The following is a 23,463-nucleotide window of genomic DNA, read 5'->3' as shown; positions in this document are numbered from 1 at the left end:
CGAGCAGGCTCGCTCCCACAGACTGTTGCAGTGCCCATGCAATCGGCGTCTGACACAACGTCACGCGATAACGCTGTCACTGGCCCGCTCTGCATCAGCCGGCAGCCGAATGTTCATCCGCAAACCGGTGCCGGTGTTCTGCGCCCAAAGCTTGCCGCCCTGACGCTGTACCGCATTTCTGGCAATGCTCAAGCCCAGACCGAAGCCGCCATCCCCGGGGCGTGAACCGTCGAGGCGGGTGAACGGCAGAAAAATCCGTTCAAGATCGGCTTCCGCCACCCCGCCGCCCTGATCTTCCAGCCACAGGTGCCAATAGTTGCCATCGCGTCGGGCGCCGAGATGGACAATGCCGCCCGAGGGTGAATGCCGGATCGCATTGCGCAGCATATTCTCCAGCGCCTGGGCCAGGGTATTGAGGTGGCCGCGCACCCAGCAGGACGCATCTACCGAACACCGCAACTGTTCCTGCGGCCAGCAACTTTCATAGCTGGCGTTCTCCGTGAGCATTTCCCACAAGGCCTGGACCTGGATCGCTTCATCGGGCAAACGGGTGCGTTCGGTATCCAGCCAGGCCAGTTGCAGCGTGTCCTCCACCAGCCGCTGCATGCCATCGACCTCCCGGCCGATGCGCTCGCGCAATGGCTCCAGGTCCTGCTCGCTTTCGCAGGCCACCCGCAACCGGCTCAAGGGTGTGCGCAGCTCATGGGAGAGGTCGCGCAGCAATTGCTGTTGCAAGGCCACGGTCGTTTGCAGACGTTCAGACATGTGATCGAACGCCCTGCCCAGCTCTCCCAGCTCATCGCAGCGGTTGGTGGTGCGACTCGACAGCCGTACATGCAACTGATCCGCACGCCAGGCATTGGCCTGCTCGCGCAGGTGATTGAGCGGCACCACCAGCAAGCGGTACAACCCGACACACAGCAGCAAGGTGAACAACCCGGGAATGACGCCATTGGTAATCACGCGCCAGAACACCTGATAGCGCCCCGGCAAAAAACGTGGCGGCAGTTCGATGACCAGGCTGCCGGCCGACGGGTTGCCAGGAAACGGCACCCGCATCCAGGGCAGGCTTTTTTTGTGGATGGGCCAATCGGGACTGCGCAGGAACGTCAGGCGCTCGACTTCCTTGTCCGTCAATGGATGGCTGCTCAGGGACTGCAAATCAGCGCCGATGACTCCGACCCAACCCTTTTCCCGGCGATGCATGTGCCGCAGCCAGGTATCGACGCCCTCGCGCTGGTGCAGCTGCCAGGCCCGCTCGGCCTGAGCGGCATAGCGTGTCAGGGTGCTGCGGGCCTCATCCGAAAGGAACTGATTGCGCTCTTCCATGTAGCGCCCCCAGGACCAACTCAGCCAGATCATCAAAAGACAGAATGCCACCAGCAAACAGGCCAGTTTCCAGAACAGCGAATGTCGCCCGGGCACCTTACATTTCATCGCCGGCACTCAGGATGTAGCCCTTGCCCCAGACGGTGCGTATTTCGCGTTCGGTGTAACCGATGTTCTTGAGTTTTCGGCGGATCTGGCTGATGTGCATGTCCAGGCTGCGGTCATGGGCGGCGTAGCCACGCTGCAACACATGTTGATATAGGAAGGCTTTGCTCAGCACTTCCTCGTCATTGCGGTTCAGGGTTTCCAGCAGCCGGTACTCACTGCGGGTCAAGCCAGCCGCCTGAGCGCCGTAGAAGACGTCGAACAGTTGTTCGTCGAAACGCAGGCTGTCCGCCACCGGGACAATGGCTGCCGGTGCGGGTCGGCGATCCAGTGCAACCCGGCGCAGGATGGCTTCGATGCGTACTCGCAACTCGACCATGCTGAACGGCTTGGGCAGGTAATCATCGGCCCCGAGGCGAAAACCGCTGATGCGATCGGCCTCGGCGCCCAGTGCCGACATCAACAGCACCGGAGTGGAATGACTCTGACGCAACTGCGTCAGCACCGACAGTCCGTCCAGGCCAGGTAACAGAATGTCCATCAGCACCACATCGAAGGCCTGTTCGCGGGCAGCATCGAGGCCTTCCTGGCCATTCTGGCACCAGGTCACCTCGAAGCCGCTGCGGCCCAGATGTTCGTGAACATAGGCTCCAAGTACCAGGTCGTCTTCAATGGAGAGGATGCGGGGCTGATCAACGGCGATGGGAGTCATGAGTATCTGCAAATAATTCTCAGTTGTCGATTATTCAAGATTGCACCGCGCAGGGCAACCCAAGTGACTTTCCCGCCCCATAAAGAACGGCAATGACCGACGAACGACGACATCAATTTTGCGAAGATTGCCTGCATGCAAATCGCTACACTGCGCAGGTGGTGCATGCCGCAGCGGGTGCGGATCCATAGATGGCTGGATGCAGGAGAGATGCGTGCTCAAGAAACTGGGAATCAAAGGCCGCGTGCTGTTGCTGACCTTGTTGCCGACCAGCCTGATGGCGTTGGTCCTGGGCGGCTACTTTACCTGGATGCAGCAATCGGACCTGCAATCCCAACTCATGCAGCGCGGCGAAATGATCGCCGAGCAACTGGCACCGTTGGTGGCACCGGCCATGGGCCACAAGAACACCGATCTTCTGGAAAGGATTGCCACCGAGTCGCTGGAACAACCGGACGTACGCGCCGTGACCTTTCTCGCACCGGACCGTACGCCACTGGCCCATGCCGGGCCGACCATGCTCAATCAGGCACCTTTGGGCGACAGCTCGCAAATGCTGCGACGCAGTGGCAACGATGCGACACGCTATTTGCTGCCCGTGTTCGGCAAGCACCGCAACCTGGCCGGTGACGTCATTCCCGATGAGTCCGAACGCCTGCTTGGCTGGGTTGAACTGGAACTGTCGCACAACGGCATGCTGCTGCGCGGTTACCGCAGCCTGTTCGCCAGCCTGATGATGATCATCGCAGGGCTGTTCGGCGCGGCGCTGCTGGCATTGCGCATGGGCCGCACGATCAACCGGCCGCTGAGCCAGATCAAGCAGGCCGTGGCCCAGCTCAAGGATGGTCACCTGGAAACCCGCCTGCCACCGCTCGGCAGCCAGGAGCTGGACGAACTGGCGTCCGGTATCAACCGCATGGCCGGCACCCTGCAGAATGCCCAGGAAGAATTGCAGCAAAGCATCGACCAGGCCACCGAGGATGTGCGCCAGAACCTGGAAACCATCGAGATCCAGAACATCGAGCTCGACCTGGCGCGCAAGGAAGCCCTGGAGGCGAGCCGGATCAAATCCGAGTTCCTGGCCAACATGAGCCACGAAATCCGCACGCCGCTCAACGGCATTCTCGGTTTCACCCACCTGCTGCAGAAAAGCGAGCTGACCCCGCGCCAGCTCGACTACCTGGGCACCATCGAAAAATCCGCCGACAGCCTGCTGGGGATCATCAACGAGATCCTCGACTTCTCGAAGATCGAAGCCGGCAAACTGGTGCTCGACCATATCCCGTTCAACCTGCGCGACCTGTTGCAGGACACCCTGACCATCCTCGCCCCCGCCGCCCACGCCAAGCAGCTGGAACTGGTGAGCCTGGTTTACCGAGACACCCCTCTGTCGCTGGTGGGCGACCCGTTGCGACTCAAACAGATCCTCACCAACCTTGTCAGCAACGCCATCAAGTTCACTCGCGAAGGCACCATCGTTGCCCGCGCCATGCTCGAAGAAGAGCACGACGACAGCGTGCAATTGCGCATCAGCATTCAAGACACCGGCATCGGCTTGTCGAACCAGGACGTACGCGCGCTGTTCCAGGCGTTCAGCCAGGCGGACAATTCGCTGTCCCGGCAACCCGGCGGCACCGGCCTGGGGCTGGTGATCTCCAAGCGACTGATTGAACAGATGGGCGGCGAGATCGGCGTCGACAGCACACCGGGCGAAGGGTCGGAGTTCTGGATCAGCCTGAGCCTGCCCAAAACCCGCGACGATGCCGAAGACCTGCCCGCCCCGCCGCTATCGGGTCGGCGCGTGGCCGTCCTGGAAAACCACGATCTGGCGCGTCAGGCGCTGCAGCATCAACTGGAAGACTGCGGCCTGGCCGTCACCCCGTTCAACACCCTGGAAAGCCTGACCAATGGCGTGACTGGTGCCCACCAGACCGAGCAGGCCATCGATCTGGCGGTACTGGGCGTGACCAGTAACGACATGCCCCCGGAGCGTCTCAACCAACACATCTGGGACCTTGAACACTTGGGCTGCAAAGTGCTGGTGCTTTGCCCCACCACCGAACAGACGCTGTTCCACCTCTCGGTACCCAACCCCCACAGTCAACTCCAGGCCAAACCGGCCTGCACCCGCAAGCTGCGGCGTGCGCTGTCCGACCTGGTCAATCCGCGCCCTCCCCGCAGCGAGCCCGGTGAACCGGTGTCCAGCCGGGCACCAAAAGTGCTGTGTGTCGACGACAACCCGGCCAACCTGCTGTTGGTGCAAACCCTGCTCGAGGACATGGGCGCCAAGGTGCTTGCGGTGGAAAGTGGATATGCCGCCGTCAAGGCCGTACAGAACGAGACCTTCGACCTGGTGCTGATGGACGTGCAGATGCCCGGCATGGACGGGCGCCAGAGCACCGAAGCGATCCGCCAGTGGGAAAGCGAGCGGCATTGCACGCCACTGCCCATCGTCGCCCTTACTGCCCACGCCATGGCCAACGAAAAACGTGCGTTGCTGCAAAGCGGCATGGACGACTACCTGACCAAGCCGATCAGCGAGCGGCAACTGGCGCAAGTGGTGTTGAAATGGAGCGGCCTGGCGCTGCGCAACCAGAGTTCGGAGCGATCCGGCGACAGCCAGGGTGGCGCCTATGAGTTGCAGGTGCTGGATCACGAAGAAGGGTTGCGCCTGGCGGCCGGCAAGGCCGACCTGGCCGCCGACATGCTGGCGATGCTCCTGGCATCGCTGGAAGCCGACCGCGAAGCGATTCGACAGGCTCACGAAAATCGCGACCACAAGGCCCTGATCGAACGGGTTCACCGCCTGCATGGAGCCACGCGCTATTGTGGCGTTCCGCAGTTGCGCGCGGCGTGCCAGCGCAGCGAGACCCTGCTCAAGCAGCAAGACCCGCGAGCCTACGGCGCACTCGATGAACTTGACCGTGCAATCAATCGCCTGGCCGCCCAGGCGCGTATCAATGCTTGATTCAACGCAAGGGACAGGCCGCAACACCCGCCAATAATGTAGGAGCGAGCACGCTCGCGATGGTGGCACAGACACCGTGGGCATTCAGGCTCCACGCGTTATCGTTAACGACCATCGCGAGCTTGCTCGCTCCTACATTCAGATCAGTTCAGGGAGGTTTATGCGCACGATTCTTTTCAGCAGCCAGACCTACGACCGCGACAGCTTTCTGGCCGCCGACCTGCCGGCCGGCATCGAGCTGCACTTTCAGGCGGCGCGGTTGAGCCTGGACACAGTGGCGTTGGCCGAGCATCACGAGGTGGTCTGCGCCTTCATCAACGATGATCTCGGTGCTCCGGTACTGGAGCGCCTGGCCGCCGGCGGCACACGCCTGATCGCCCTGCGCTCGGCCGGCTACAACCATGTCGACCTGGCGGCAGCGAAACGCCTGGGGTTGGCGATCGCCCGCGTCCCGGCCTATTCGCCCCATGCCGTGGCCGAGCATGCGGTGGCGTTGATCCTGGCGCTCAATCGTCGTTTGCACCGCGCCTACAACCGTACCCGCGAAGGCGATTTCAGCCTGCATGGCCTGACCGGATTCGATCTGGTGGGCAAGACAGTCGGCGTGGTCGGCACCGGGCAGATCGGCGCGACCTTCGCCACCATCATGAACGGCTTCGGCTGCCGGCTACTGGCCTGCGATCCTTACCCCAACCCGCAGGTCGAAGCGCTGGGCGCCCGCTACCTGAGCCTGCCGCAACTTTTGGCCGAATCGCAGATCATCAGCCTTCACTGCCCGCTCAACGAGCAGAGCAAACACCTGATCAACCGTGAATCACTGGCGCACATGCAACCGGGTGCCATGCTGATCAACACCGGTCGTGGCGGCCTGGTGGACACCCCGGCACTCATCGATGCCCTCAAGGACGGTCAACTGGGCTATCTGGGGCTGGATGTCTATGAAGAAGAAGCGCAGCTCTTCTTCGAAGACCGCTCCGACCTGCCCTTGCAGGATGATGTCCTGGCGCGGCTGTTGACCTTTCCCAATGTCATCATCACGGCGCACCAGGCGTTCCTGACCCGCGAAGCCCTGGGCGCCATTGCCGCGACCACCTTGCAGAACATCGCGGCATGGGCGGCCGGTGCCATGCAGAATCGGGTCGAGGGATGATCGGCCCGCCTCCCACCTGATCGAAGGTCATATGCCCGCGCCATGCTGTGCTTACGCCCGTGCTAGCATGTCGCGCATATTTGGAGGACCCATGGTCGAACACGATTTCCGCTACAGCCTGATGAACCCGCAACACACCCTCACCGAATGCCGCGCCCTGGTGCCGGGACGTTATCAAGTCACCGGCAACGGCGGTTCGATTCGTAGTAATGACGTGCTGATCGTGACCCTCAAGGGCGCCAGGGATTTGTCCATGCGCCTGACCGTCGAAACGGTTCGCCACCTGATCAACCCGCCCGGCCAATGGGTCGCAGTGGCCAGTGGTCCGGTATTCGGTGAGTTGGCGATCCACACCTGGCAAGTCAATTGCGACAGCTGCGCCAAAGAGCTGAGCTTTGAATTCGCGGTCGACGCCAAACTGGGCAACAAGGCTGAAAAGCCTGCCGCTACTGCGCGGATTGCCGAGCTGGGCTGGACCACCGTGGGCGAGAAGCACCTGTGCCCGAAATGCCAGGAGCCTGCGTGATGAATCGCCTTGCCTTGACCGGTCTGGTCGGTGCCAGCCTGATGGGCTGCGCCGCCGAGCCGGTGCAACTGCAACAAAACCGCAGCTATATCCTGGAATGGATAGGCGAACGGCCCTTGATGGATTACAGCCACTTGACCATCACGCTCGGCGAAGATGGTCGTGCCTACGGCAATGGAGGCTGCAACCACTGGTTCGCGCCCTATACGCTCGAAGGCAGCAAGTTGAGCTTCGGCAAGATCGGCAGCACCCGCAAGCTCTGCGCACCGGCATTGATGGAGCAGGAAAAACGCTTCCTTCAGGCCTTGGAAAACGTGCAACGCTGGGACGTCTCGGAGATCGACCAGATGCGCTTCTGGCCAGCCGAAGGCAAGCCGCTGCGCTGGTGGCTCGAAGAGGGTTGATGCTTGAACTGTAGGAGCACGGCTTGCCGGCGATGACATCCTTGAGACCGCTATCGCCGGCAAGCCGTGCTCCTACATTCAGTTTTTAGCCTGCAACGCTTCAAGCTTGGCCATCACCCCCGCCGCTGTCTGCTCCCCCATCAACTGTTCGCGCACCTTGCCCTTGTTATCGATGATGTAGGTCACCGGCAAGGCCTCGCTGCGTGGCAACTCGAACACCTCGGCAGGATCCTGCGCCAGCACGGTGAACTTGATCCCGAGTTTTTCGCTGGCACTTTTCAGCTCTTCGCCCTGCACACTGTCGAAGTTAACCCCGAATACGCCGATTTTCCTATCCTTGAGTTGCTCGGCCAGATGATTGAGCTCAGGGATTTCGGTTCGGCACGGACCGCACCATTCGGCCCAGTAGTTGAGTACCAGCCACTGTTTGTCCAGACGTTCGGAGGCGACCTTCTGCCCGTTCTGGTCGATCCCGTAGTCGTTACCGCAGCCCCCCAGCATCAAAGCTCCGATGATCGCCAATGCCGCTGCCAGTCGCCTTGTCATATCGTGTTCCTTGTCAAAAATTGAATGCGCCTGCGACCCATCGCCTCCCAAGGTTCTGGATTGCGCGCTGCACAGTTAGAATAGCTGCCACCTTACGCAAGATGCGACCCGCTCATGACCGATCTGACGCTTTATCACAACCCGCGCTGCTCGAAATCCCGCGGAGCGCTCGAACTGCTCGAAACCCGTGGCCTGACCCCGACCGTGGTTCGTTACCTGGAAACCCCGCTGGACGCCGCGCAAATCCAGAGCCTGCTGGCCAAGTTGGGCATCAGCGCCCGGCAACTGCTGCGCACCGGCGAGGACGAATACAAAACGCTCAACCTGGCCGACAGCAGCCTGAGCGAGGCGCAGTTGATCGCCGCCATCGCCGCCCACCCCAAACTCATGGAACGCCCGATACTCGAAGTCGGCGACAAGGCCGTCATCGGCCGTCCTCCCGAGCAAATCCTGGAGCTGCTGCCGTGAGTGCACCGTACATTCTGGTGCTGTATTACAGCCGCAGCGGCTCGACCAACGAAATGGCCCGTCAGATCGCCCGTGGCGTGGAACAGGCCGGCCTTGAAGCGCGGCTGCGCACCGTGCCGGCGATTTCCACCGAATGCGAAGCCGTGGCACCGGACATTCCGGACGAAGGCGCGCTCTATGCCAGCCTCGACGATCTGAAAAACTGTGCCGGACTGGCCTTGGGCAGTCCCACCCGCTTCGGCAACATGGCGGCACCGCTCAAGTACTTCCTCGACGGCACCAGCAACCTTTGGCTGACCGGTGCTCTGGTAGGCAAACCGGCCGGCGTGTTCACCTCCACCGCGAGCCTGCACGGTGGCCAGGAAACCACTCTGTTGTCGATGATGCTGCCACTGCTGCACCACGGCATGCTGATCACCGGGCTGCCGTACAGCGAATCGGCCCTGTTGGAAACACAGGGTGGTGGTACGCCCTACGGCGCCAGCCATCATGCCGGCGCCGACGGCAAGAGCGGTCTGGATGCCCATGAAGTGGCCCTGTGTCGAGCGCTGGGCATGCGCCTGGCCAGGACTGCGCAGAAACTGGAGGGCTGAGGATGGCCAGGAAGCCGAAGATCCTGCCCGCCGTCGAATGGCTCGAACCTCGCGTTCGGGCCATGCGCGTTATCAGCCTGCTGTGTTTTTTCGCTCTGGCGGGGTTGCTGTGCATCTACTACTTGCTGGTAGCCGATCTGCATGGCGCCCGGCCCTGGGTGATTCTGCTGATCGAACTGGTGCCGCTGTTGCTGCTGGCGCCGGGAATGATTGTCGGCAGCCCGCGAGGACATTCCTGGATGTGCTTCGTGGTGAACCTGTATTTCATCAAGGGCGCATTGGCCGCCTATGACCCGAATCGGCAGATGTTCGGATTGCTGGAAATGGGCGCGAGCCTGGCGGTATTCTGCTCGGCGCTGTTGTTTGTGCGCTGGCGGCATCAGTTGAACCGCAAGCTGGCTGGCGAGGGTGAGATCTCCGTCGCCTGAAAGTCAGCCATCGCGAGCAGGCTCGCTCCCACAGGGGATTTGGTTGTTCACACATTCCTTGTGGGAGCGAGCCTGCTCCGGGCGGCGATCCGACGATGCTGGCGACTCGGTTTCAATGATTGACGGTGTACGCCAGCATCATCGAAATCTGGCTCATAGGCCGGCCGCCACTTTCTTCATGCCACTGGTTGAACACGTCCTGCACCAACGCCAGGTCGCGCAGGCTGCTCGGCACCTTGTCGATGATGTTCTGTGCATTCAACGCCGCCACGACATCGTAACTGGGCACGAAGGTGTCCTTGCCGACCATCCGCAGAAAACGCGGGGCGGACAGGCCGCCCAATTGATGGCCGCGCTTTTTCAGCAAAGTCCACAGCCCGACGATATCGGTGACCGGCCAATCGGCGAGCATCGCACCGAAGCTTCCATATTCATGGGCCACGTCCAGCACGAACTGCGCATTGCGCGGCACGCTCTTGAGTTTGCCCAAATGGCGAATGATGCGCGCGTCCTGCATCAGGCGCTCCAGGTGTTCGGCGCTCATCAGTACGACTTTTTCCGGATCGAACTTGAAGAACACTTCTTCGAAGGCCGGCCACTTGGCATCCACCAGACTGTGCTTGAGTCCCGCGCGGAACACGCGCAGCGCCATGGTCGAGAGATAGCGATCGTCGGTGACATCGCGCAGTTGAGCTGCCGTCCTGGGAACCGGCAGATGGGCTTCCAGTTCAGCCGCCGAACCGAAACGGTTCAAGCAGAATTCGTTCAGCCACTTGTAGTCGCGCATGCCCTCTCCTGAGGTTTGAGACAGAAACCTGTAGGAGCGAGCACGCTCGCGATGGACTTGAGAGCGCCACTGGGTGTCAGGTACCCAGCGTTATCGTTGACGTCCATCGCGAGCGTGCTCGCTCCTACAGGTGATCAGAGGTTGACCACGTTGACGAAGCGCGAAGCGGCGGTTTCGTCAATCTTCAGGCTGGTGAAGTCGAACAGGTTACGGTCCGCCAGTTGCGACGGGATCACGTTCTGCAGGCTGCGGAAAATGCTTTCGGTACGACCCGGGGTCTTGCGCTCCCAGTCCTGCAGCATTTCCTTGACCACCTGACGCTGCAGGTTTTCCTGAGACCCGCAGAGGTTGCACGGGATGATCGGGAATTGCTTGAGGTCCGAGTAGGCCTGGATGTCTTTTTCACTGCAGTAGGCCAGCGGACGGATGACCACGTTACGGCCATCGTCGGCCCGCAGCTTCGGCGGCATGGCCTTGAGCGAGCCGTTGAAGAACATGTTCAGGAAGAACGTCTCGACGATATCGTCGCGGTGGTGACCCAGGGCCATTTTCGTCGCACCGATTTCATCGGCGAAGGTGTAGAGCGTACCGCGACGCAGGCGCGAGCAGAGCGAGCAGGTGGTTTTCCCCTCCGGAACAAGCTCCTTGACCACCGAGTAGGTGTCTTTCTCGACGATGTGATACTCGATGCCCAGCTCCTTGAGATAGGCCGGCAGTACGTGCTCGGGAAAGCCCGGCTGCTTCTGGTCCATGTTCACGGCGACGATGTCGAACTTGATCGGTGCGACCTTCTGCAAATGCATCAGCACATCGAGCATGGTGTAGCTGTCCTTGCCACCGGACAGGCAGACCATCACCTTGTCACCGTCTTCAATCATGTTGAAATCGGTAATCGCTTCACCGGCCTGTCGGCGAAGGCGCTTTTGCAGTTTGTTCTGGTTGACCGAGAGAGTGCCCATGCAGCGAAATCCGTGAGGTGTGACGAAAGGCGGGCATTTTACGCAAAAACCCGTCGGTGGCGAAGAGTCCTGACGGATCGCCTCCCCCGCCGGAGGGACTCCCGGCGGCTCCTACAGACACAAGTGCGATTACCGAACCGCTTTACAGCGCAATTTGCTCTAAGACCCTGCACCTTGTGCGGTTAAGTCCTTCCTATACTGCGACTTAAGGTCGCATACAAATTCAGACCTATTACTTACTTGGCCGACTTGGCACGTAGGCGCTCCACTGGGGGGCGACGGCAAAAACAAGAGGAGTGACTGGCATGATCCATCACGTAGTGGGGCTCTTCACCCACCCTGACCAGGAATGGAAAGAAATCCGTGGCGACCAGGAGGAAAGTATCAGCCACATGTACCTGACCCATACGCTGATTCTGGCGGCGATCCCTGCTGTGTCGGCCTTTATCGGCACCACGCAGGTCGGTTGGGTCATCGGCAATCGAGCGCCAGTGATGCTGACTTTCGAAAGCGCACTATGGATGACCATCATGTCGTATCTGGCGATGCTTGGTGGTGTTGCCGTCATGGGAGCCTTCATCCATTGGATGGCTCGCACCTATGACGCCAATCCAAGCCTGGCACGCTGCATCGCGTTCGCAACCTACACTGCCACACCGTTGTTCGTCGGAGGCCTGGCAGCGCTGTATCCACACCTGTGGCTGGGGATGATCGTCGGCACTGCGGCGATCTGCTACACCGTCTACCTGCTGTACGTCGGGCTACCGACTTTCATGAACATTCCATCTGACGAGGGATTTCTGTTTTCCAGTTCGGTGCTGGCCGTTGGACTGGTGGTGCTGGTCGCCATCATGGCCTTTACCGTGATTGTCTGGGGACTCGGCGTGGGGCCGGTCTATACCAATTAGCAACACACCTTAAAAAAATCAGATCTGCCAACACAGGCCGCCGCAAGGCGGCCTTTTAATGCCGGGCAACCGGAACGGCTGCGACCATTCGGCGCTTGAGCGGTACGCAAGGCTCGGGGGTTGCGGCATACTCGGCGCCTCTGGAGATCCATCAAGCATGCCCGAGCAACTCGAATCCCGCGTCGAAGACTGTTTCCAACTGGCCGAATCCTTTTTCAAACGAACATTCAAGCGCCCCGTCGTGAGCCTCAAGCTACGCGGGCAAAAAGCCGGTGTCGCGCACCTGCACGAGAACCTGCTGCGCTTCAACCCGCAGCTGTACCGGGAAAACACCGAAGACTTCCTCAAGCAGACCGTGGCCCACGAAGTGGCCCATCTGATCGCTCATCAACTGTTTGGCGACCGTATCCAGCCGCACGGTGAAGAGTGGCAATTGATCATGCGCGGCGTTTACGAACTGCCGCCCCATCGCTGCCACACCTACGACGTCAAACGTCGCAGCGTGACCCGCTATATCTACAAATGCCCGTGCGCCGACAGCGATTTCCCGTTTTCGGCCCAACGTCACAGCCTGGTGCGCCAGGGCCGGCGCTATTTGTGCAGGCGTTGTCGCCATACGTTGGTGTTCAGTGGGGAGATGCGGGTCGAGTAGCAGGATTTTCTGTGTTTGTGACGCTGCCATCGCGAGCAGGCTCGCTCCCACAAGGGGCGCGATACATTTCAAATGTGGGAGCGAGCCTGCTCGCGATGAGGCCGGAACAGTCGCTACAGAATCACTTTGGCACGCCGCAGCTCTTCGATCCGCTGCTCACTGAACCCCAACTCCCCCAACACCTGATCCGAATGCTGCCCCAATGCCGCGCCAATGTGCCGGGGCTCCGGCAATCCCTCTGAAAACTTCAGTGGGCAGGCAATCTGCGCCTGGGTCGTACCATCGCCACGGGGTACCGCCGCCACCAGTTCGCGGGCCTGCAACTGCGGGTGCTGCACCGCTTCCCCCAGGCTCAGCACCGGCTCGACGCATGCATCCAGTTCGGCAAACAGTGCGCACAGGTCCGCAAAGTCATGCTTTTCGAACTCGACCCTCAGTGCGTCCTTTAGCTTTTTCTGCTGCGCCGGCTGTGGCGAAAGCCCCAGGCTCGCCAATTCCTGCAATCCCAACGCCACGCACAGCTGTTTCATGAAGTCGGGCTCCAGGCTGCCCACCGATAACCAGCGCCCGTCCCGCGAGCGGTAGTAATCGTAGAAGCTGCCACCGTTGAGCATCTGGTCCTCACGCGCCGGCTCGACATCGCAGGCCAGATACCCGGCACCGGCCATGGCATTGAGGCTGAACGCGCAGTCGGTCATGCTCACATCCAGATACTGCCCTCGCCCGGTCTGCTGGCGGGCGATCACGGCGGCCAGCAGGCCAATCACACCGTGCAGTGAGCCTCCGGCGACATCCGCCACTTGCGCGCCCAAAGGCAACGGCCCGCTGTCGACGCGGCCGGTATAGCTGGCAAGACCGGCCAGCGCCAGGTAATTGATGTCATGGCCGGCTCGATCCTTGTAGGGACCGGTCTGGCCGTAACCGGTGATCGACACATAGATGAGCCCGGGGTTGATGGCCTTCAGGGCTTCATAACCCAGGCCCAGGCGCTCCATGACGCCTGGACGGAACTGCTCCAGCACGATGTCGTACTCCGTGAGCAATTGCCTGACGACTTCCAGCGCCTGAGGGTTCTTGAGGTCCAGGGCCAGGCTGCGTTTGTTGCGATTGAGATAGGCATGGCTGGCAGACACGCCCCGGTCGTGGGGTGGCAGCACGCGCAGCAAGTCCATGCGCGTCGGCGATTCGATGCGCAGCACCTCGGCCCCCATGTCCGCCAGCAACAACGAGGCGAACGGCCCCGGCAACAGTGTCGAGAAATCCAGAACCTTGAGTGATGCCAGTGGACCCTGCATGCGTATTCCCCCTGTGTGATGGCACCAGACTAGGCAGGCGCACGCCGGGGAGCAATCACCTTAGGTGCCAGTCATGCTGACCGTTGTGCTCAAATCGCAGGCATGAAAAAACCCGCCGAAGCGGGTTTTTCATGTTGCAGCTGACTTATTTGACGCTGTTCGCTGCCGGAGCTTCGGCAACGCTCAGGTCGTCCTGTTGACGCTCGTCGGCGATGCCGCGGCCGCCCGAGGCCAACTCGGCCTGCAGCACATCGGTGTCCAGCTCCTTGACCCACTTGGCCACAACCACGGTGGCCACGGCGTTGCCGACCAGGTTGGTCAGGGCACGGGCTTCGGACATGAAGCGGTCGATACCGAGGATCAGCGCCAGGCCGGCAACCGGCAGATGGCCAACGGCGGACAGGGTGGCCGCCAGTACGATGAAGCCCGAGCCGGTCACACCGGCAGCGCCTTTGGAGGACAGCAGCAACACCACCAGCAGGGTGATCTGGTGGGTGATGTCCATGTGGCTGTCGGTAGCCTGGGCAATGAACACGGCCGCCATGGTCAGGTAGATCGCGGTGCCGTCGAGGTTGAACGAGTAACCGGTCGGGATCACCAGACCCACGACGGATTTCTTCGCACCCAGGCGTTCCATCTTGACCAGCATGCGTGGCAGCACCGACTCCGAGGACGAAGTGCCCAGTACGATCAGCAATTCCTCGCGGATGTAGCGGATCATCTTCAGCACGCTGAAGCCATGCAGGCGGGCAATGCTGCCCAACACGACCAGGATGAACAGCAGGCAGGTGATGTAGAAGCAGACCATCAGTTGACCCAGTTGCACCAGCGAGCCGACACCGTAGGCACCGATGGTGAAGGCCATGGCGCCGAAGGCACCGATGGGCGCGAGCTTCATGATCATGTTGATGATGTTGAACATCACGTGGGCGAAGCGATCGATGAAGTCCAGCAACGGCTTGCCGTAGTCACCCAGGCGATGCAGGGCAAAGCCGAAGATCACCGAGAACATCAGCACTTGCAGGATGTCGCCGGTGGCGAACGCGCCGACGATGGTGGTCGGAATCACGTTGAGGAGGAAACCGATGACGCTCTGATCGGCACCAGCCGCTACATAGGTGGCGATTTTGGAAGCATCCAGGGTGCTGACATCGATATGCATGCCATTGCCTGGCTGCACGATGTTGACCACGACCAGGCCCACCAGCAACGCGATGGTCGAAACGATCTCGAAATACAGCAGTGCGTAACCGCCGGTCTTGCCGACCGACTTCATGTTCTGCATGCCGGCGATACCGCTGACGACCGTGCAGAAGATGATCGGGGCGATGATCATCTTGATCAGCTTGATGAACCCGTCACCCAGCGGCTTTACGGCCACACCGAGCTGTGGATAGTAGTGACCGAGCAAGATACCGATGACAATTGCAACGATCACCTGGAAATACAGGGATTTGTACAGTGGCTGACGAGTCGTCATTGCAAAGTTCCTCAAGAGCGCGCGGCGACAACATCCATCTGTTGTCCACGACACCTCAATTGCGAACCCTCCTGTACTGGAGGGATTTGTTTTTTCGAGCTGCGCGACGGCAGGCATCTGGCCGTTGTATCGCAAGGCCCGTGCCACCTTCCGACAATTTCCTACAAGCCTTTTGATATCAGGGTTTGCGAGGCATTCATTGTCATCCGACAGCTACAACGCAGTGGCGGATTTCCGCCCTTGCGCCAAAACACATCCTTCAATTTGGCGGATATCCGCCTTGTTCACCGGTTCAAACCGCAGCTACCATCCGTCGCTCCATAGGGGATTTGCCTGTTATGCGCGAACGCACCATCGCCAGTCATTTCGCCCGCGCGGTACTGCGTGGCGGGCAACGGCGCGGCTACGACCATTCGGACCTGCTGCAGCAATTGGGAATCAGCCCCGAGTTACTCGACGAGCCGCGGGCACGCATCGCTCCGGAGCAGTTCACCCAACTGATCCAGGCGCTGTGGCTGGCACTGGACGACGAATACCTGGGTTTCGGGCAAGGTCGCAGCAAGCCGGGCAGCTTCGCGATGATGTGTCATGCCGTCATCCATTGCCGCAACCTGGAAAAGGCACTCAACCGCGGCTTATTGTTTTATAGCCTATTCCCCGACGCCCCGCGCCTGACCCTGACGCGGGAGGGCGAAATGATTCGCCTGAGCCTGGACGACGCCGGCCTCTGGGATCCTGATCATTTTCTTACGGAAAGCCTGTTGGTGATCTGGCACCGGTTCGGCAGTTGGCTGATCGGTCAGCGCATTCGCCTGGAGCAGGCGACATTTAGCTACCCGCGTCCGGAACACGGCGCCGAGTACGATTTGCTGTTCTCCTGCGCCCTGGACTTTTCCACCGCAACGCAGAGCAGTCTGCTGTTTCACAGCCGCTACCTGAACATGCCGCTGTTGCAGGATGAACGCACGCTCAAGCACTTTCTCGAACGATCGCCCGCCGATCTGCTGTCGCGTCCGGATGATGGCCATAGCTTGAGCAGCCAGTTGCGGCGTTTGCTCAGTCGCGACACGTCACCCTGGCCTGACCTGGAGGCCGTGGCCGCACACCTGCATATCAGTCCGCAGACCTTGCGCCGGCATTTGCGTGAAGAAGGCACCAGTTTTCAGGAGTTGAAGGATCATCTGCGGCGCGACATCGCGATTTATCACCTGAGTCGCAACGATCTGCCCTTGCAGCAGATCGCCGAACAGTTGGGCTTTTCCGAGCCGTCGGCCTTTCATCGGGCGTTCAAGAAGTGGACTGGTTTGACCCCTGGTGCTTATCGAAGCCAGGAAAATTGACTGTGGCCCCATCGCAAGCAGGGCTCGCTCCCACAAAGAAGATCCCCTGTGGGAGCGAGCCCTGCTCGCGATGGCGTCCGCAAGTACGCCGCTAAACCACCGGAAACTGAATCCGGAACGCCGCACCGCCCATGGGTGAATCGCCCAGGGTCAGTTTGGCGCTGTAGCTTTCGATGATGTCCTTGACCACGGCCAAACCGATGCCCTGTCCCGGGTGTTGCCGGTCCAGGCGTTCGCCGCGCTGCAGGATTCGCGCACGCTGGTCGGGCGGGACGCCGGGGCCGTCATCCTCGACGCACAACTCGATGCCGCCCTGGTTCTGCCGCACACTGATGCGCACTTCACCCAGGCACAGGCGATAGGCGTTCTCCAGCAAGTTGCCCATCATCTCCAGCAAGGCGCCCTGCTCGATGGGCACATAACACTCGTCGGGCAAATCCAGAGCCACCCGCACGCGCTTGTCGCGATAAACCTTGTCCAGCGTATCGCACAGGCTCTTGAGCACGGGTTGCAGACGCACCTGGTGGCGCACCAGGCCACTTTTGCGCAGGCTGGCACGTTGCAATTGATAGCTGATCTGCTGGCTCATGCGTTCGATCTGGGTTTGCAGCACCCTGGCCTGATCGCGATCCTCGGGGCGTTGCGCCATGTCCTCGCTGACACCCTGCAACACCGCCAACGGGGTTTTCAGGCTGTGCGCCAGATCATCGAGCGAGTCACGATAACGACTGCGCTGCTCTCGCTCGCTGTGCAGCAAGCGGTTCAGGGAACCGGTCAGGCGCAACAGCTCGCGCGGGTGCTGTTCGCTGAGGCTTTCGAGGGCCCCGCTTTCGATTTCGTCCAGTTCCCGGCTGAGCCGGCGCAATGCCTGCAAGCCCCAAGTCAAGCCGATCCACAGTAACGCCAGCAACACCAACAACGCGGCACCGAAGCCCAGGTACAGGTTTTCCCGCAACCCTTCCAGTGTCTGCTCGTATTCGCGAACCGGTTGCAGCGCCACAATACTGAACGCTGCGCTCTTGCCGCCCAACAGCTTGACCTCGACGTCATAGACGAAGAACTCCTGGCCATTGGCTGCGCTGATCCTGGCGAATTCGTTACCGAGCCCGTCATAACGCGGCTTGTAATTGATGTTCTCATCCTGGGTGGCCCTGGAGCGCCAGACCAGATGACCTTCGCGGTCATAGATATAGCCGAGCAAACGGCTGTCGGTGAGGTTGAAACGCTCGTCGGGCAATTGCGCCGGCATTTGCAGGTGGTTGTTTTCCACCCGCGCGGCGGAGATCAGCGTCGTCACGTCCGATGCCAGGCGCTGCTCGATGGAGTCCTGCAGCGCCAGGCTGAACGCGCCCTGCATCGCCGGCAACAGGGCCAGCATGAACAGCACCGCCAGCAATGTGGCGGCAACCATCAAACGCAGTCGAAGGGAGCGGATCAAGTACAGCGCTCGTTGAACAGGTAGCCCAGGCCACGCACGGTATCGATCGGCTTGAACCCGGCCGCCCCGTCGAGTTTGCGCCGCAGGCGACCGACCAGCACTTCGATGACGTTCGGATCTCGCTCGTCGTCATCGGGGTACAACTGTTCCATCAGACGGTCCTTGGCCACGACTTGCTGGTGATGGCGCATCAGGTATTCAAGGATCCGGTATTCATAGGCGGTCAGCGCCAGTGGCTGATCTTCGAGGCAAGCCTGCTTGCGATTGAGGTCGAGCACCAACGGCCCGGCGACAATGGTCGACTGGGTGAAACCGCTGGAACGGCGCAACAAGGCATTGAGCCGGGCGTCGAGCTCTTCGAACTGGAAGGGTTTGACCACATAGTCGTCGGCCCCGGCGGCCAGGCCTTCGACCTTGTCCTGCCAGTTACCGCGCGCAGTGAGGATCAGGATCGGAAAGGCCTTGCCCCGCGCGCGCAGCTGACGAATCAGATCGAGGCCACTCATGCCCGGCAGACCGAGATCGATCACCGCCAGGTCATGGTTGAACTGCTCGGTCTGGTACAACGCCTCCTCGGCATTGGCCACGGACTCGACCACATGGCCGCTTTCCGTCAGGCGGGTTTGCAGGTGATGGCGCAACAGCGCTTCATCTTCGACGACCAGCAATTTCATGACGCTCTCCCGGGAAAATCAACAACTCCAGAGGTACAACCCCGCACCTCAATGACTGACATGGCAACGCCGGACCACCCTCCTGGGGCAATCCGGCGCCTTCCTTCGGCCTGCGCTTTTACAAAGCGTAGCTGGCAGAAACGTTAAGGGATCCCTGTTTGCTGCCATCGTATAACCGGGTACTGCCACCCACCGGGTAAAACGGATCGTAGTTGCCCAGGAGATTTTCCTGATGCAGTTTAATCCCATTGTACGAACCCGACACATTGTCGTAAGTGGCGTAGTAACCGTCCTTGCTGTTGCGATTCTCCAGGCGCACTCCCCAGGCGCTGCCCTTGTCGACCACGCCATCGATGCTCGGGTAGTTGAGGTGGGCGCCCTGCGTGCCCGGCTTTTTCAGCTTGTCGCTGGATGGCCGGAAAACAGGACTGGTGAAGTTGTCGTCAGCGTAAGCCGCAGCACTGACGCCCATCACGGTGAAAGCCAGCAGCAGTTTCTTCAATGCAGTCATTGGGGAGTTACCTCTGCGCTATTTGCCATTCAGGTACGGCGCAAGATTACGGACTCGGCCCTGAACTGCCCCTGAACGCACTCTGAACCCGAGCTGAATCAACTCGCCCCGAGCGTTTCGATCAGTGGCAAGGCATCCGGCGACGCTACCCTTTGGCAAGGCAACCCGGCAAAATGCCCGGCATGAATGTGAATCCTGCCCTGCCCGCCTGCTGCGCTCCCCTCCAGACCCATTGGCCGCTGCCCTTTGCGCTGCCTGACACGGTGTTGGTCAGTACAGGCTTCGACGCGGCCCAACTGCACGTGGACGATTTCCAGCGCAGTGCCATAGAGGCACCAGCGAGCATCCAGCGCTCCGTCGCCAAGCGCCAGGCAGAGTTCCTCGCCGGACGAATTTGCGCACGGGCGGCGTTGCAGCAACTGGAAGGCTTGAATTTCAGCCCAGCCATCGGCGAGGACCGGGCCCCTGTCTGGCCGGCGCATATCACCGGCTCCATCACCCACAGCACGGGGCGGGCCGCCGCCATCGTCGCCAATAAAAGCCATTGGCGCGGTTTGGGCATGGACATGGAAAACCTGCTCGATACCGAACGTGCCGAACGCCTGGCCGGGGAAATCCTCACTCCTGCGGAACTGCAACGCATGACCGCTGCCAGTCGCGATCAACTGGCACTGTGGGTGACCCTGACCTTTTCGGTGAAAGAAAGCCTGTTCAAGGCGCTTTACCCGATCGTCCGGCAGCGCTTTTATTTTGAACATGCCGAGGTGCTGGAGTGGACCGAAGCAGGTGAGGTACGACTGCGGCTGTTGACCGATCTTTCCGGTGAATGGCGCAACGGGACCGAGCTTGACGCACAGTTCGGCTTCAAGGATAGGCACCTGTTGAGCCTGGTCAGTATCAAGGCCTGAGATTGGCGGCGTCCTTTGCAATGCCATCGCGAGCAGGCTCGCTCCCACCTAGGGTCCGCATCGCCATTGTGGGAGCGAGCCTGCTCGCGATGAGCCTTTGAAAAACGACAGGTCTCTCAGCGTTTTTCCTGATTGCGCGGCCAGCTCAAACTGAAACAGGCCCCACCCAGGCTCTTGCTCTTGCCGATCAACGCCCGCCCGTCATGCCAATGGATGATGCGCCGCACAATGGACAGGCCCAATCCATGCCCGCCTGAGGCGCGGGTGCGGCTGTCATCGAGGCGCAGGAACGGGGTGAAGATTTTCTCCCAGGCCATTTCCGGTACGCCCGGGCCATCGTCTTCGACATCCACCCGACAGCGCTGTTGCCCCACCTGATAGCTGATGGTCACACGCGATTGCGCATGGCGCATGGCATTGCTGACAAGGTTTTGCAGGGCCCGATGCAAGTAACGCGGTTCAGCCTCGACCCAGGCATCGTCGCAATCGGCGGCGGACAGGCACAAACCACGCTGCACGGTGACATCGACACGCAAGGGCGCCAGCTCTTCGATCACCTGATTGACCAGCGCATCCAGATCGATGCGCTGGAAATTCAGCGCCGGAGAACCCTGCTCCAGACGTGCATAGGTCAGCATCTCGTCAACGAGCCGATCCAGATCCTCGATATCGTGATCCATGCCTTCACAGTATTTTTCCAACGCTTGCGGCGTGGTCGCCGAACCGATCATTTCCAGGCCAAACCGCAGGCGCGCCACCGGTGTGCGCAATTCGTGGGACACGGCACGCACCAGTTCACGCTGGATCGCCAACAGTTGTTGCAGGTGCTCGGCCATGCCATTGAATGCCGAGGCCAGCCGCCCCACCGAGTCCGCACCGCGTGCCGGCACACGGGTTTCCAGGCTGCCCTTGGCGATGCGCGTGGCCGCCGCTTCGAGACCGCGCAAGCGGCGCTCCAGTTGCCGCACCAGCAGATAGACGATCAGGCCGATCAGGGTCAGGCCCAGCGCCGCGATCAGTACCAGCCACTGCGGCGGATACGGGTTCATCTGATACAACGGGCCGATTTCCAGTACCCACGGCGTGCCGACCATACCGGCGAACACCCGGATCGAATCGCCCTCCTTGCCCAGTGCCATCACCGTGTCACCTTCCGATACCCGGCGACTCTGGTCTTCGTCCATGTCGGCGTCTTCCACCGTGACCAGGCGCAGGTCGAAACCAAAGCCCTTGTCCTGTTTCAGTTGCGCCAGGCGCACAGGCTGCTCGCCCACCGGGTAACGCACCAGCTCGTCCGCCAACAGGTAAATCGTCGCCCGGGCCAATTGCTCGCTGATCTGCTGCACGTCCCCCGTCAGTACGAGCTGCTCCTTGTCGCTGACCAGGCGATAAACCCTGGCCGCGTGCGGACCGGTCTGCTCCACCAGTGCCTGACCGTGCAGCACGCGAGTGCGTTGGGTGATATCGAGGTCTGTCTGGTTGAAGGTCTTGAGCGCCAGCGGAATGCCCAGCAGTCGCTCCCACACCAGCAACGTCCGGCGGCGCTCGGTTTCATTCATCGTCTGCAGGTTGTCGGCCATCAGCGAAAACGTGCCGTGGGCCAGGCGCTCGCGGTATTGCTCGCTGCGCACTTGATTGAGCATGTGCAACGCCAGTACGCCGAGCACCGCCACGAGAATCAACGCGGCACACATGCCGCCATAAATGCGCAGGAAGATCGAGTTCACAGGGACGAGTCTACGCAAGCCTCGGGAACGAACAGATAGCCTTTGCTGCGCACTGTCTTGATCATCCGCGGATGATCGGGGTCATCGCCGATTTTTGGACGAATGCGCGAGATGCGCACGTCGATGGAACGGTCCTGGCCGTCATAGCCGATGCCGCGCAAGGCGGTGAAGATCTCCTCGCGGGACAGGATGCGGCCGGCGTTGGCCACCAACAGCCAGAGCAAATCGAATTCGGCGCTGGTCAACTCAATACCGTTGTCGTGCAGCCAGGCCTCACGCAATGCATTGTCCACCACCAGTGGACCGAACTGCAGCCGCCGCTGCTTTTCCGGGGCCGCCTCCGGGGCCTCGCTACGTCGCAGCAGCGCCTGGATACGCGCCAGCAGCAAACGCGGACGCACGGGTTTGCAGACGTAGTCATCGGCGCCCAGGTCCAGCCCCAGAATCTGATCGGTGTCGTCGCTGCGTGCGGTGAGCATCAGGATCGGGCCGTCATACCGATCACGCACCTTGCGGCAAATGCTCAGTCCGTCTTCGCCCGGGAGCATCAGATCGAGGATCACCAGGTCCGGTTGTTCCTTGATGATACGGGCCGCGGCAAGGGCGCCATCGCCCTCGATCGACACACGCAAGCCATTGGCTTGCAGGTACTCGCGTGTCAGTTCGGCCAGACGCTGGTCGTCTTCGACAATCAATACCTGCCAGGCTTCTTGCTCCACGGGTGACCTCTGCTTGCCATCAACACTTATAAGGAAGGATCCGCCCGTCTTTTTGTAATGTTTCGGGAGGATAAATTGCATACATACCGGTCGATTGTATAAACGCCGCCAGCCCGGAACACAAGCCGGTAAATGCGTTCGGACATGAGGTTTTTTTGTGATAGGGTTCGCGCCCTTAAAAATCCGCCGGACCGATTTCAATCGTTGAAAAATGATGAAAAAAGACCCGGTCCAGCAGCATTGCGGCCTACACGCCGATTCGCTCTTTCACACACAATTTACGCACAGGTTTATCCACAGGCAGTACGTTGCAATCCCCCCCTGAAACGCATTATCTTGTAGCCCAGCGCCGAAAAAACCCTAGATGTAGGGGTTTGCGCAAAAAACCAAACACAAACCGGACACCAATTTCAAGCGCTTTTCTTGCCACTGTCCGGTTGAACCAAACGTAATTTCAAAAGACCAAACCGCGCGCGCGGATGGCTACTGTATTTCGGCCCAAAGCGGTGAAAACGGTACGGGTGTTGCAGTCGCGACTGTCACCTGAATGGACCCAGGTCCCGGGCCCTCTCGGCACGAGACCAAAGACTTCGGCATGGAAGCGGCGCCCAATAGCACCCTTCCTACTGTCCCGAAGTTGTTATGCCCGGCATTGGCCGGTTGTAGTGCTTCAGGACGGAACGGTGGGCACCGTGACGGTGCCCAAACAAACATAGAGAACGTGGAGACACCCATGCAAACCCCGAAGGCTCACTGGCAGTACAGAAAATGAGGATGGCGAAGCTTAACAGAGTGTTTGCGAACAAAGTTGCACGAACCTGCAAATCGCATTCAGC

At 60.6% G+C, this 23,463-nt stretch carries 23 protein-coding genes; 11 read left to right on the top strand and 12 right to left on the bottom strand.

Annotated features, from left to right (window positions below):
* Positions 1-60: 60 nt before the first annotated feature.
* Together ACQKP2_RS22900 and ACQKP2_RS22895 are read right to left on the bottom strand one after the other, a co-directional pair.
* A complete protein-coding gene (locus ACQKP2_RS22900; protein WP_427579689.1) occupies positions 61-1,437 on the bottom strand; it encodes a histidine kinase sensor domain-containing protein in 1,377 nt (458 codons plus the stop codon).
* Positions 1,427-2,146 (bottom strand): response regulator transcription factor, encoded by a 720-nt coding sequence (locus ACQKP2_RS22895; RefSeq protein ID WP_427579687.1) that lies wholly within the window; start codon positions 2,144-2,146, stop codon positions 1,427-1,429. The genes ACQKP2_RS22900 and ACQKP2_RS22895 overlap by 11 nt, the downstream gene beginning before the upstream one ends.
* 214 nt (positions 2,147-2,360) lie before the next feature.
* Between ACQKP2_RS22895 and ACQKP2_RS22890 the strand changes: the two genes are divergently transcribed.
* The 4 genes from ACQKP2_RS22890 to ACQKP2_RS22875 all read left to right on the top strand — a co-directional run bounded on the left by ACQKP2_RS22890 (position 2,361) and on the right by ACQKP2_RS22875 (position 7,194).
* On the top strand, positions 2,361-5,114 hold the full coding sequence (locus ACQKP2_RS22890) for a response regulator (protein ID WP_427579685.1): 2,754 nt from the start codon (positions 2,361-2,363) through the stop codon (positions 5,112-5,114).
* Between the two features lie 160 nt (positions 5,115-5,274).
* Complete coding sequence (locus ACQKP2_RS22885) at positions 5,275-6,264, top strand: 2-hydroxyacid dehydrogenase (RefSeq protein WP_427579683.1); 990 nt, start codon at positions 5,275-5,277, stop codon at positions 6,262-6,264.
* A gap of 91 nt (positions 6,265-6,355) precedes the next feature.
* The gene (locus ACQKP2_RS22880) at positions 6,356-6,790 is read left to right on the top strand and encodes a hypothetical protein (protein ID WP_427579681.1); all 435 of its coding nucleotides are present in this window, start codon (positions 6,356-6,358) and stop codon (positions 6,788-6,790) included.
* Complete coding sequence (locus tag ACQKP2_RS22875) at positions 6,790-7,194, top strand: META domain-containing protein (protein WP_427579679.1); 405 nt, start codon at positions 6,790-6,792, stop codon at positions 7,192-7,194. Before ACQKP2_RS22880 ends, ACQKP2_RS22875 begins: the two co-directional genes overlap by 1 nt.
* A gap of 78 nt (positions 7,195-7,272) precedes the next feature.
* Here ACQKP2_RS22875 and ACQKP2_RS22870 read toward each other — a convergent pair whose 3' ends face one another.
* Positions 7,273-7,740 (bottom strand): TlpA disulfide reductase family protein, encoded by a 468-nt coding sequence (locus tag ACQKP2_RS22870; RefSeq protein ID WP_427579677.1) that lies wholly within the window; start codon positions 7,738-7,740, stop codon positions 7,273-7,275.
* A 114-nt stretch (positions 7,741-7,854) separates the two neighbouring features.
* Between ACQKP2_RS22870 and arsC the strand changes: the two genes are divergently transcribed.
* The 3 genes from arsC to ACQKP2_RS22855 are packed head-to-tail and all read left to right on the top strand — an operon-like array spanning position 7,855 to position 9,229.
* Entirely contained in the window at positions 7,855-8,208 is a 354-nt protein-coding gene (arsC, locus tag ACQKP2_RS22865) for an arsenate reductase (glutaredoxin) (protein ID WP_427579675.1), read from the top strand.
* Entirely contained in the window at positions 8,205-8,801 is a 597-nt protein-coding gene (gene wrbA / locus ACQKP2_RS22860) for an NAD(P)H:quinone oxidoreductase (RefSeq protein ID WP_427579673.1), read from the top strand. Before arsC ends, wrbA begins: the two co-directional genes overlap by 4 nt.
* A 2-nt stretch (positions 8,802-8,803) precedes the next feature.
* Positions 8,804-9,229: a DUF2069 domain-containing protein gene (locus ACQKP2_RS22855; protein WP_427579671.1), complete on the top strand. Its 426-nt coding sequence runs from the start codon at positions 8,804-8,806 to the stop codon at positions 9,227-9,229.
* 112 nt (positions 9,230-9,341) lie between these two features.
* On the opposite strand, the gene ACQKP2_RS22850 is transcribed toward ACQKP2_RS22855, so the two are convergent.
* Positions 9,342-10,016, bottom strand: coding sequence for a DNA-3-methyladenine glycosylase I (locus tag ACQKP2_RS22850; protein WP_427579669.1), 675 nt, complete (start codon positions 10,014-10,016; stop codon positions 9,342-9,344).
* A gap of 134 nt (positions 10,017-10,150) precedes the next feature.
* Positions 10,151-10,975 carry a tRNA 2-thiocytidine(32) synthetase TtcA gene (ttcA, locus tag ACQKP2_RS22845; RefSeq protein ID WP_427579668.1) on the bottom strand — a complete coding sequence of 275 codons (825 nt, stop codon included), beginning with the start codon at positions 10,973-10,975 and terminating at the stop codon, positions 10,151-10,153.
* A gap of 305 nt (positions 10,976-11,280) precedes the next feature.
* Between ttcA and ACQKP2_RS22840 the strand changes: the two genes are divergently transcribed.
* Together ACQKP2_RS22840 and ACQKP2_RS22835 are read left to right on the top strand one after the other, a co-directional pair.
* Positions 11,281-11,883, top strand: a complete 603-nt coding sequence (locus ACQKP2_RS22840) for a Yip1 family protein (RefSeq protein ID WP_427579666.1) — start codon at positions 11,281-11,283, stop codon at positions 11,881-11,883.
* A gap of 157 nt (positions 11,884-12,040) precedes the next feature.
* The gene (locus ACQKP2_RS22835) at positions 12,041-12,535 is read left to right on the top strand and encodes a SprT family zinc-dependent metalloprotease (protein ID WP_427579665.1); all 495 of its coding nucleotides are present in this window, start codon (positions 12,041-12,043) and stop codon (positions 12,533-12,535) included.
* A 113-nt stretch (positions 12,536-12,648) separates the two neighbouring features.
* Here the strand turns inward: ACQKP2_RS22835 and ACQKP2_RS22830 are convergent, their stop codons facing one another.
* Both ACQKP2_RS22830 and ACQKP2_RS22825 read right to left on the bottom strand, forming a co-directional pair.
* The gene (locus ACQKP2_RS22830; RefSeq protein WP_427579664.1) at positions 12,649-13,830 is read right to left on the bottom strand and encodes a CaiB/BaiF CoA transferase family protein; all 1,182 of its coding nucleotides are present in this window, start codon (positions 13,828-13,830) and stop codon (positions 12,649-12,651) included.
* Positions 13,831-13,975: 145 nt separating this feature from the next.
* Entirely contained in the window at positions 13,976-15,310 is a 1,335-nt protein-coding gene (locus tag ACQKP2_RS22825; protein WP_427579662.1) for a dicarboxylate/amino acid:cation symporter, read from the bottom strand.
* Between the two features lie 338 nt (positions 15,311-15,648).
* Between ACQKP2_RS22825 and ACQKP2_RS22820 the strand changes: the two genes are divergently transcribed.
* A complete protein-coding gene (locus tag ACQKP2_RS22820; RefSeq protein WP_427579660.1) occupies positions 15,649-16,650 on the top strand; it encodes an AraC family transcriptional regulator in 1,002 nt (333 codons plus the stop codon).
* Positions 16,651-16,741: 91 nt separating this feature from the next.
* On the opposite strand, the gene ACQKP2_RS22815 is transcribed toward ACQKP2_RS22820, so the two are convergent.
* The 3 genes from ACQKP2_RS22815 to ACQKP2_RS22805 form a co-directional block, all read right to left on the bottom strand.
* Positions 16,742-18,088 (bottom strand): ATP-binding protein, encoded by a 1,347-nt coding sequence (locus ACQKP2_RS22815; RefSeq protein ID WP_427579658.1) that lies wholly within the window; start codon positions 18,086-18,088, stop codon positions 16,742-16,744.
* Positions 18,085-18,762, bottom strand: a complete 678-nt coding sequence (locus ACQKP2_RS22810) for a response regulator (RefSeq protein ID WP_427579656.1) — start codon at positions 18,760-18,762, stop codon at positions 18,085-18,087. The genes ACQKP2_RS22815 and ACQKP2_RS22810 overlap by 4 nt, the downstream gene beginning before the upstream one ends.
* A 118-nt stretch (positions 18,763-18,880) precedes the next feature.
* Entirely contained in the window at positions 18,881-19,273 is a 393-nt protein-coding gene (locus tag ACQKP2_RS22805) for a hypothetical protein (protein WP_427579655.1), read from the bottom strand.
* 182 nt (positions 19,274-19,455) lie between these two features.
* Here ACQKP2_RS22805 and ACQKP2_RS22800 point away from each other — a divergent pair, with 182 nt between their 5' ends.
* Complete coding sequence (locus ACQKP2_RS22800) at positions 19,456-20,181, top strand: 4'-phosphopantetheinyl transferase family protein (protein ID WP_427579703.1); 726 nt, start codon at positions 19,456-19,458, stop codon at positions 20,179-20,181.
* Positions 20,182-20,297: 116 nt separating this feature from the next.
* On the opposite strand, the gene ACQKP2_RS22795 is transcribed toward ACQKP2_RS22800, so the two are convergent.
* Both ACQKP2_RS22795 and ACQKP2_RS22790 read right to left on the bottom strand, forming a co-directional pair.
* Positions 20,298-21,908 carry an ATP-binding protein gene (locus tag ACQKP2_RS22795; protein ID WP_427579653.1) on the bottom strand — a complete coding sequence of 537 codons (1,611 nt, stop codon included), beginning with the start codon at positions 21,906-21,908 and terminating at the stop codon, positions 20,298-20,300.
* Positions 21,905-22,627 (bottom strand): response regulator, encoded by a 723-nt coding sequence (locus ACQKP2_RS22790; protein ID WP_427579651.1) that lies wholly within the window; start codon positions 22,625-22,627, stop codon positions 21,905-21,907. Before ACQKP2_RS22790 ends, ACQKP2_RS22795 begins: the two co-directional genes overlap by 4 nt.
* Between the last annotated feature and the right edge of the window lie 836 nt (positions 22,628-23,463).

It is taken from the genome of Pseudomonas sp. NPDC089569 (assembly GCF_050280625.1).
Taxonomy (GTDB): Bacteria; Pseudomonadota; Gammaproteobacteria; order Pseudomonadales; family Pseudomonadaceae; genus Aquipseudomonas.
This window is presented reverse-complemented; position numbering and strand designations above follow the sequence as displayed.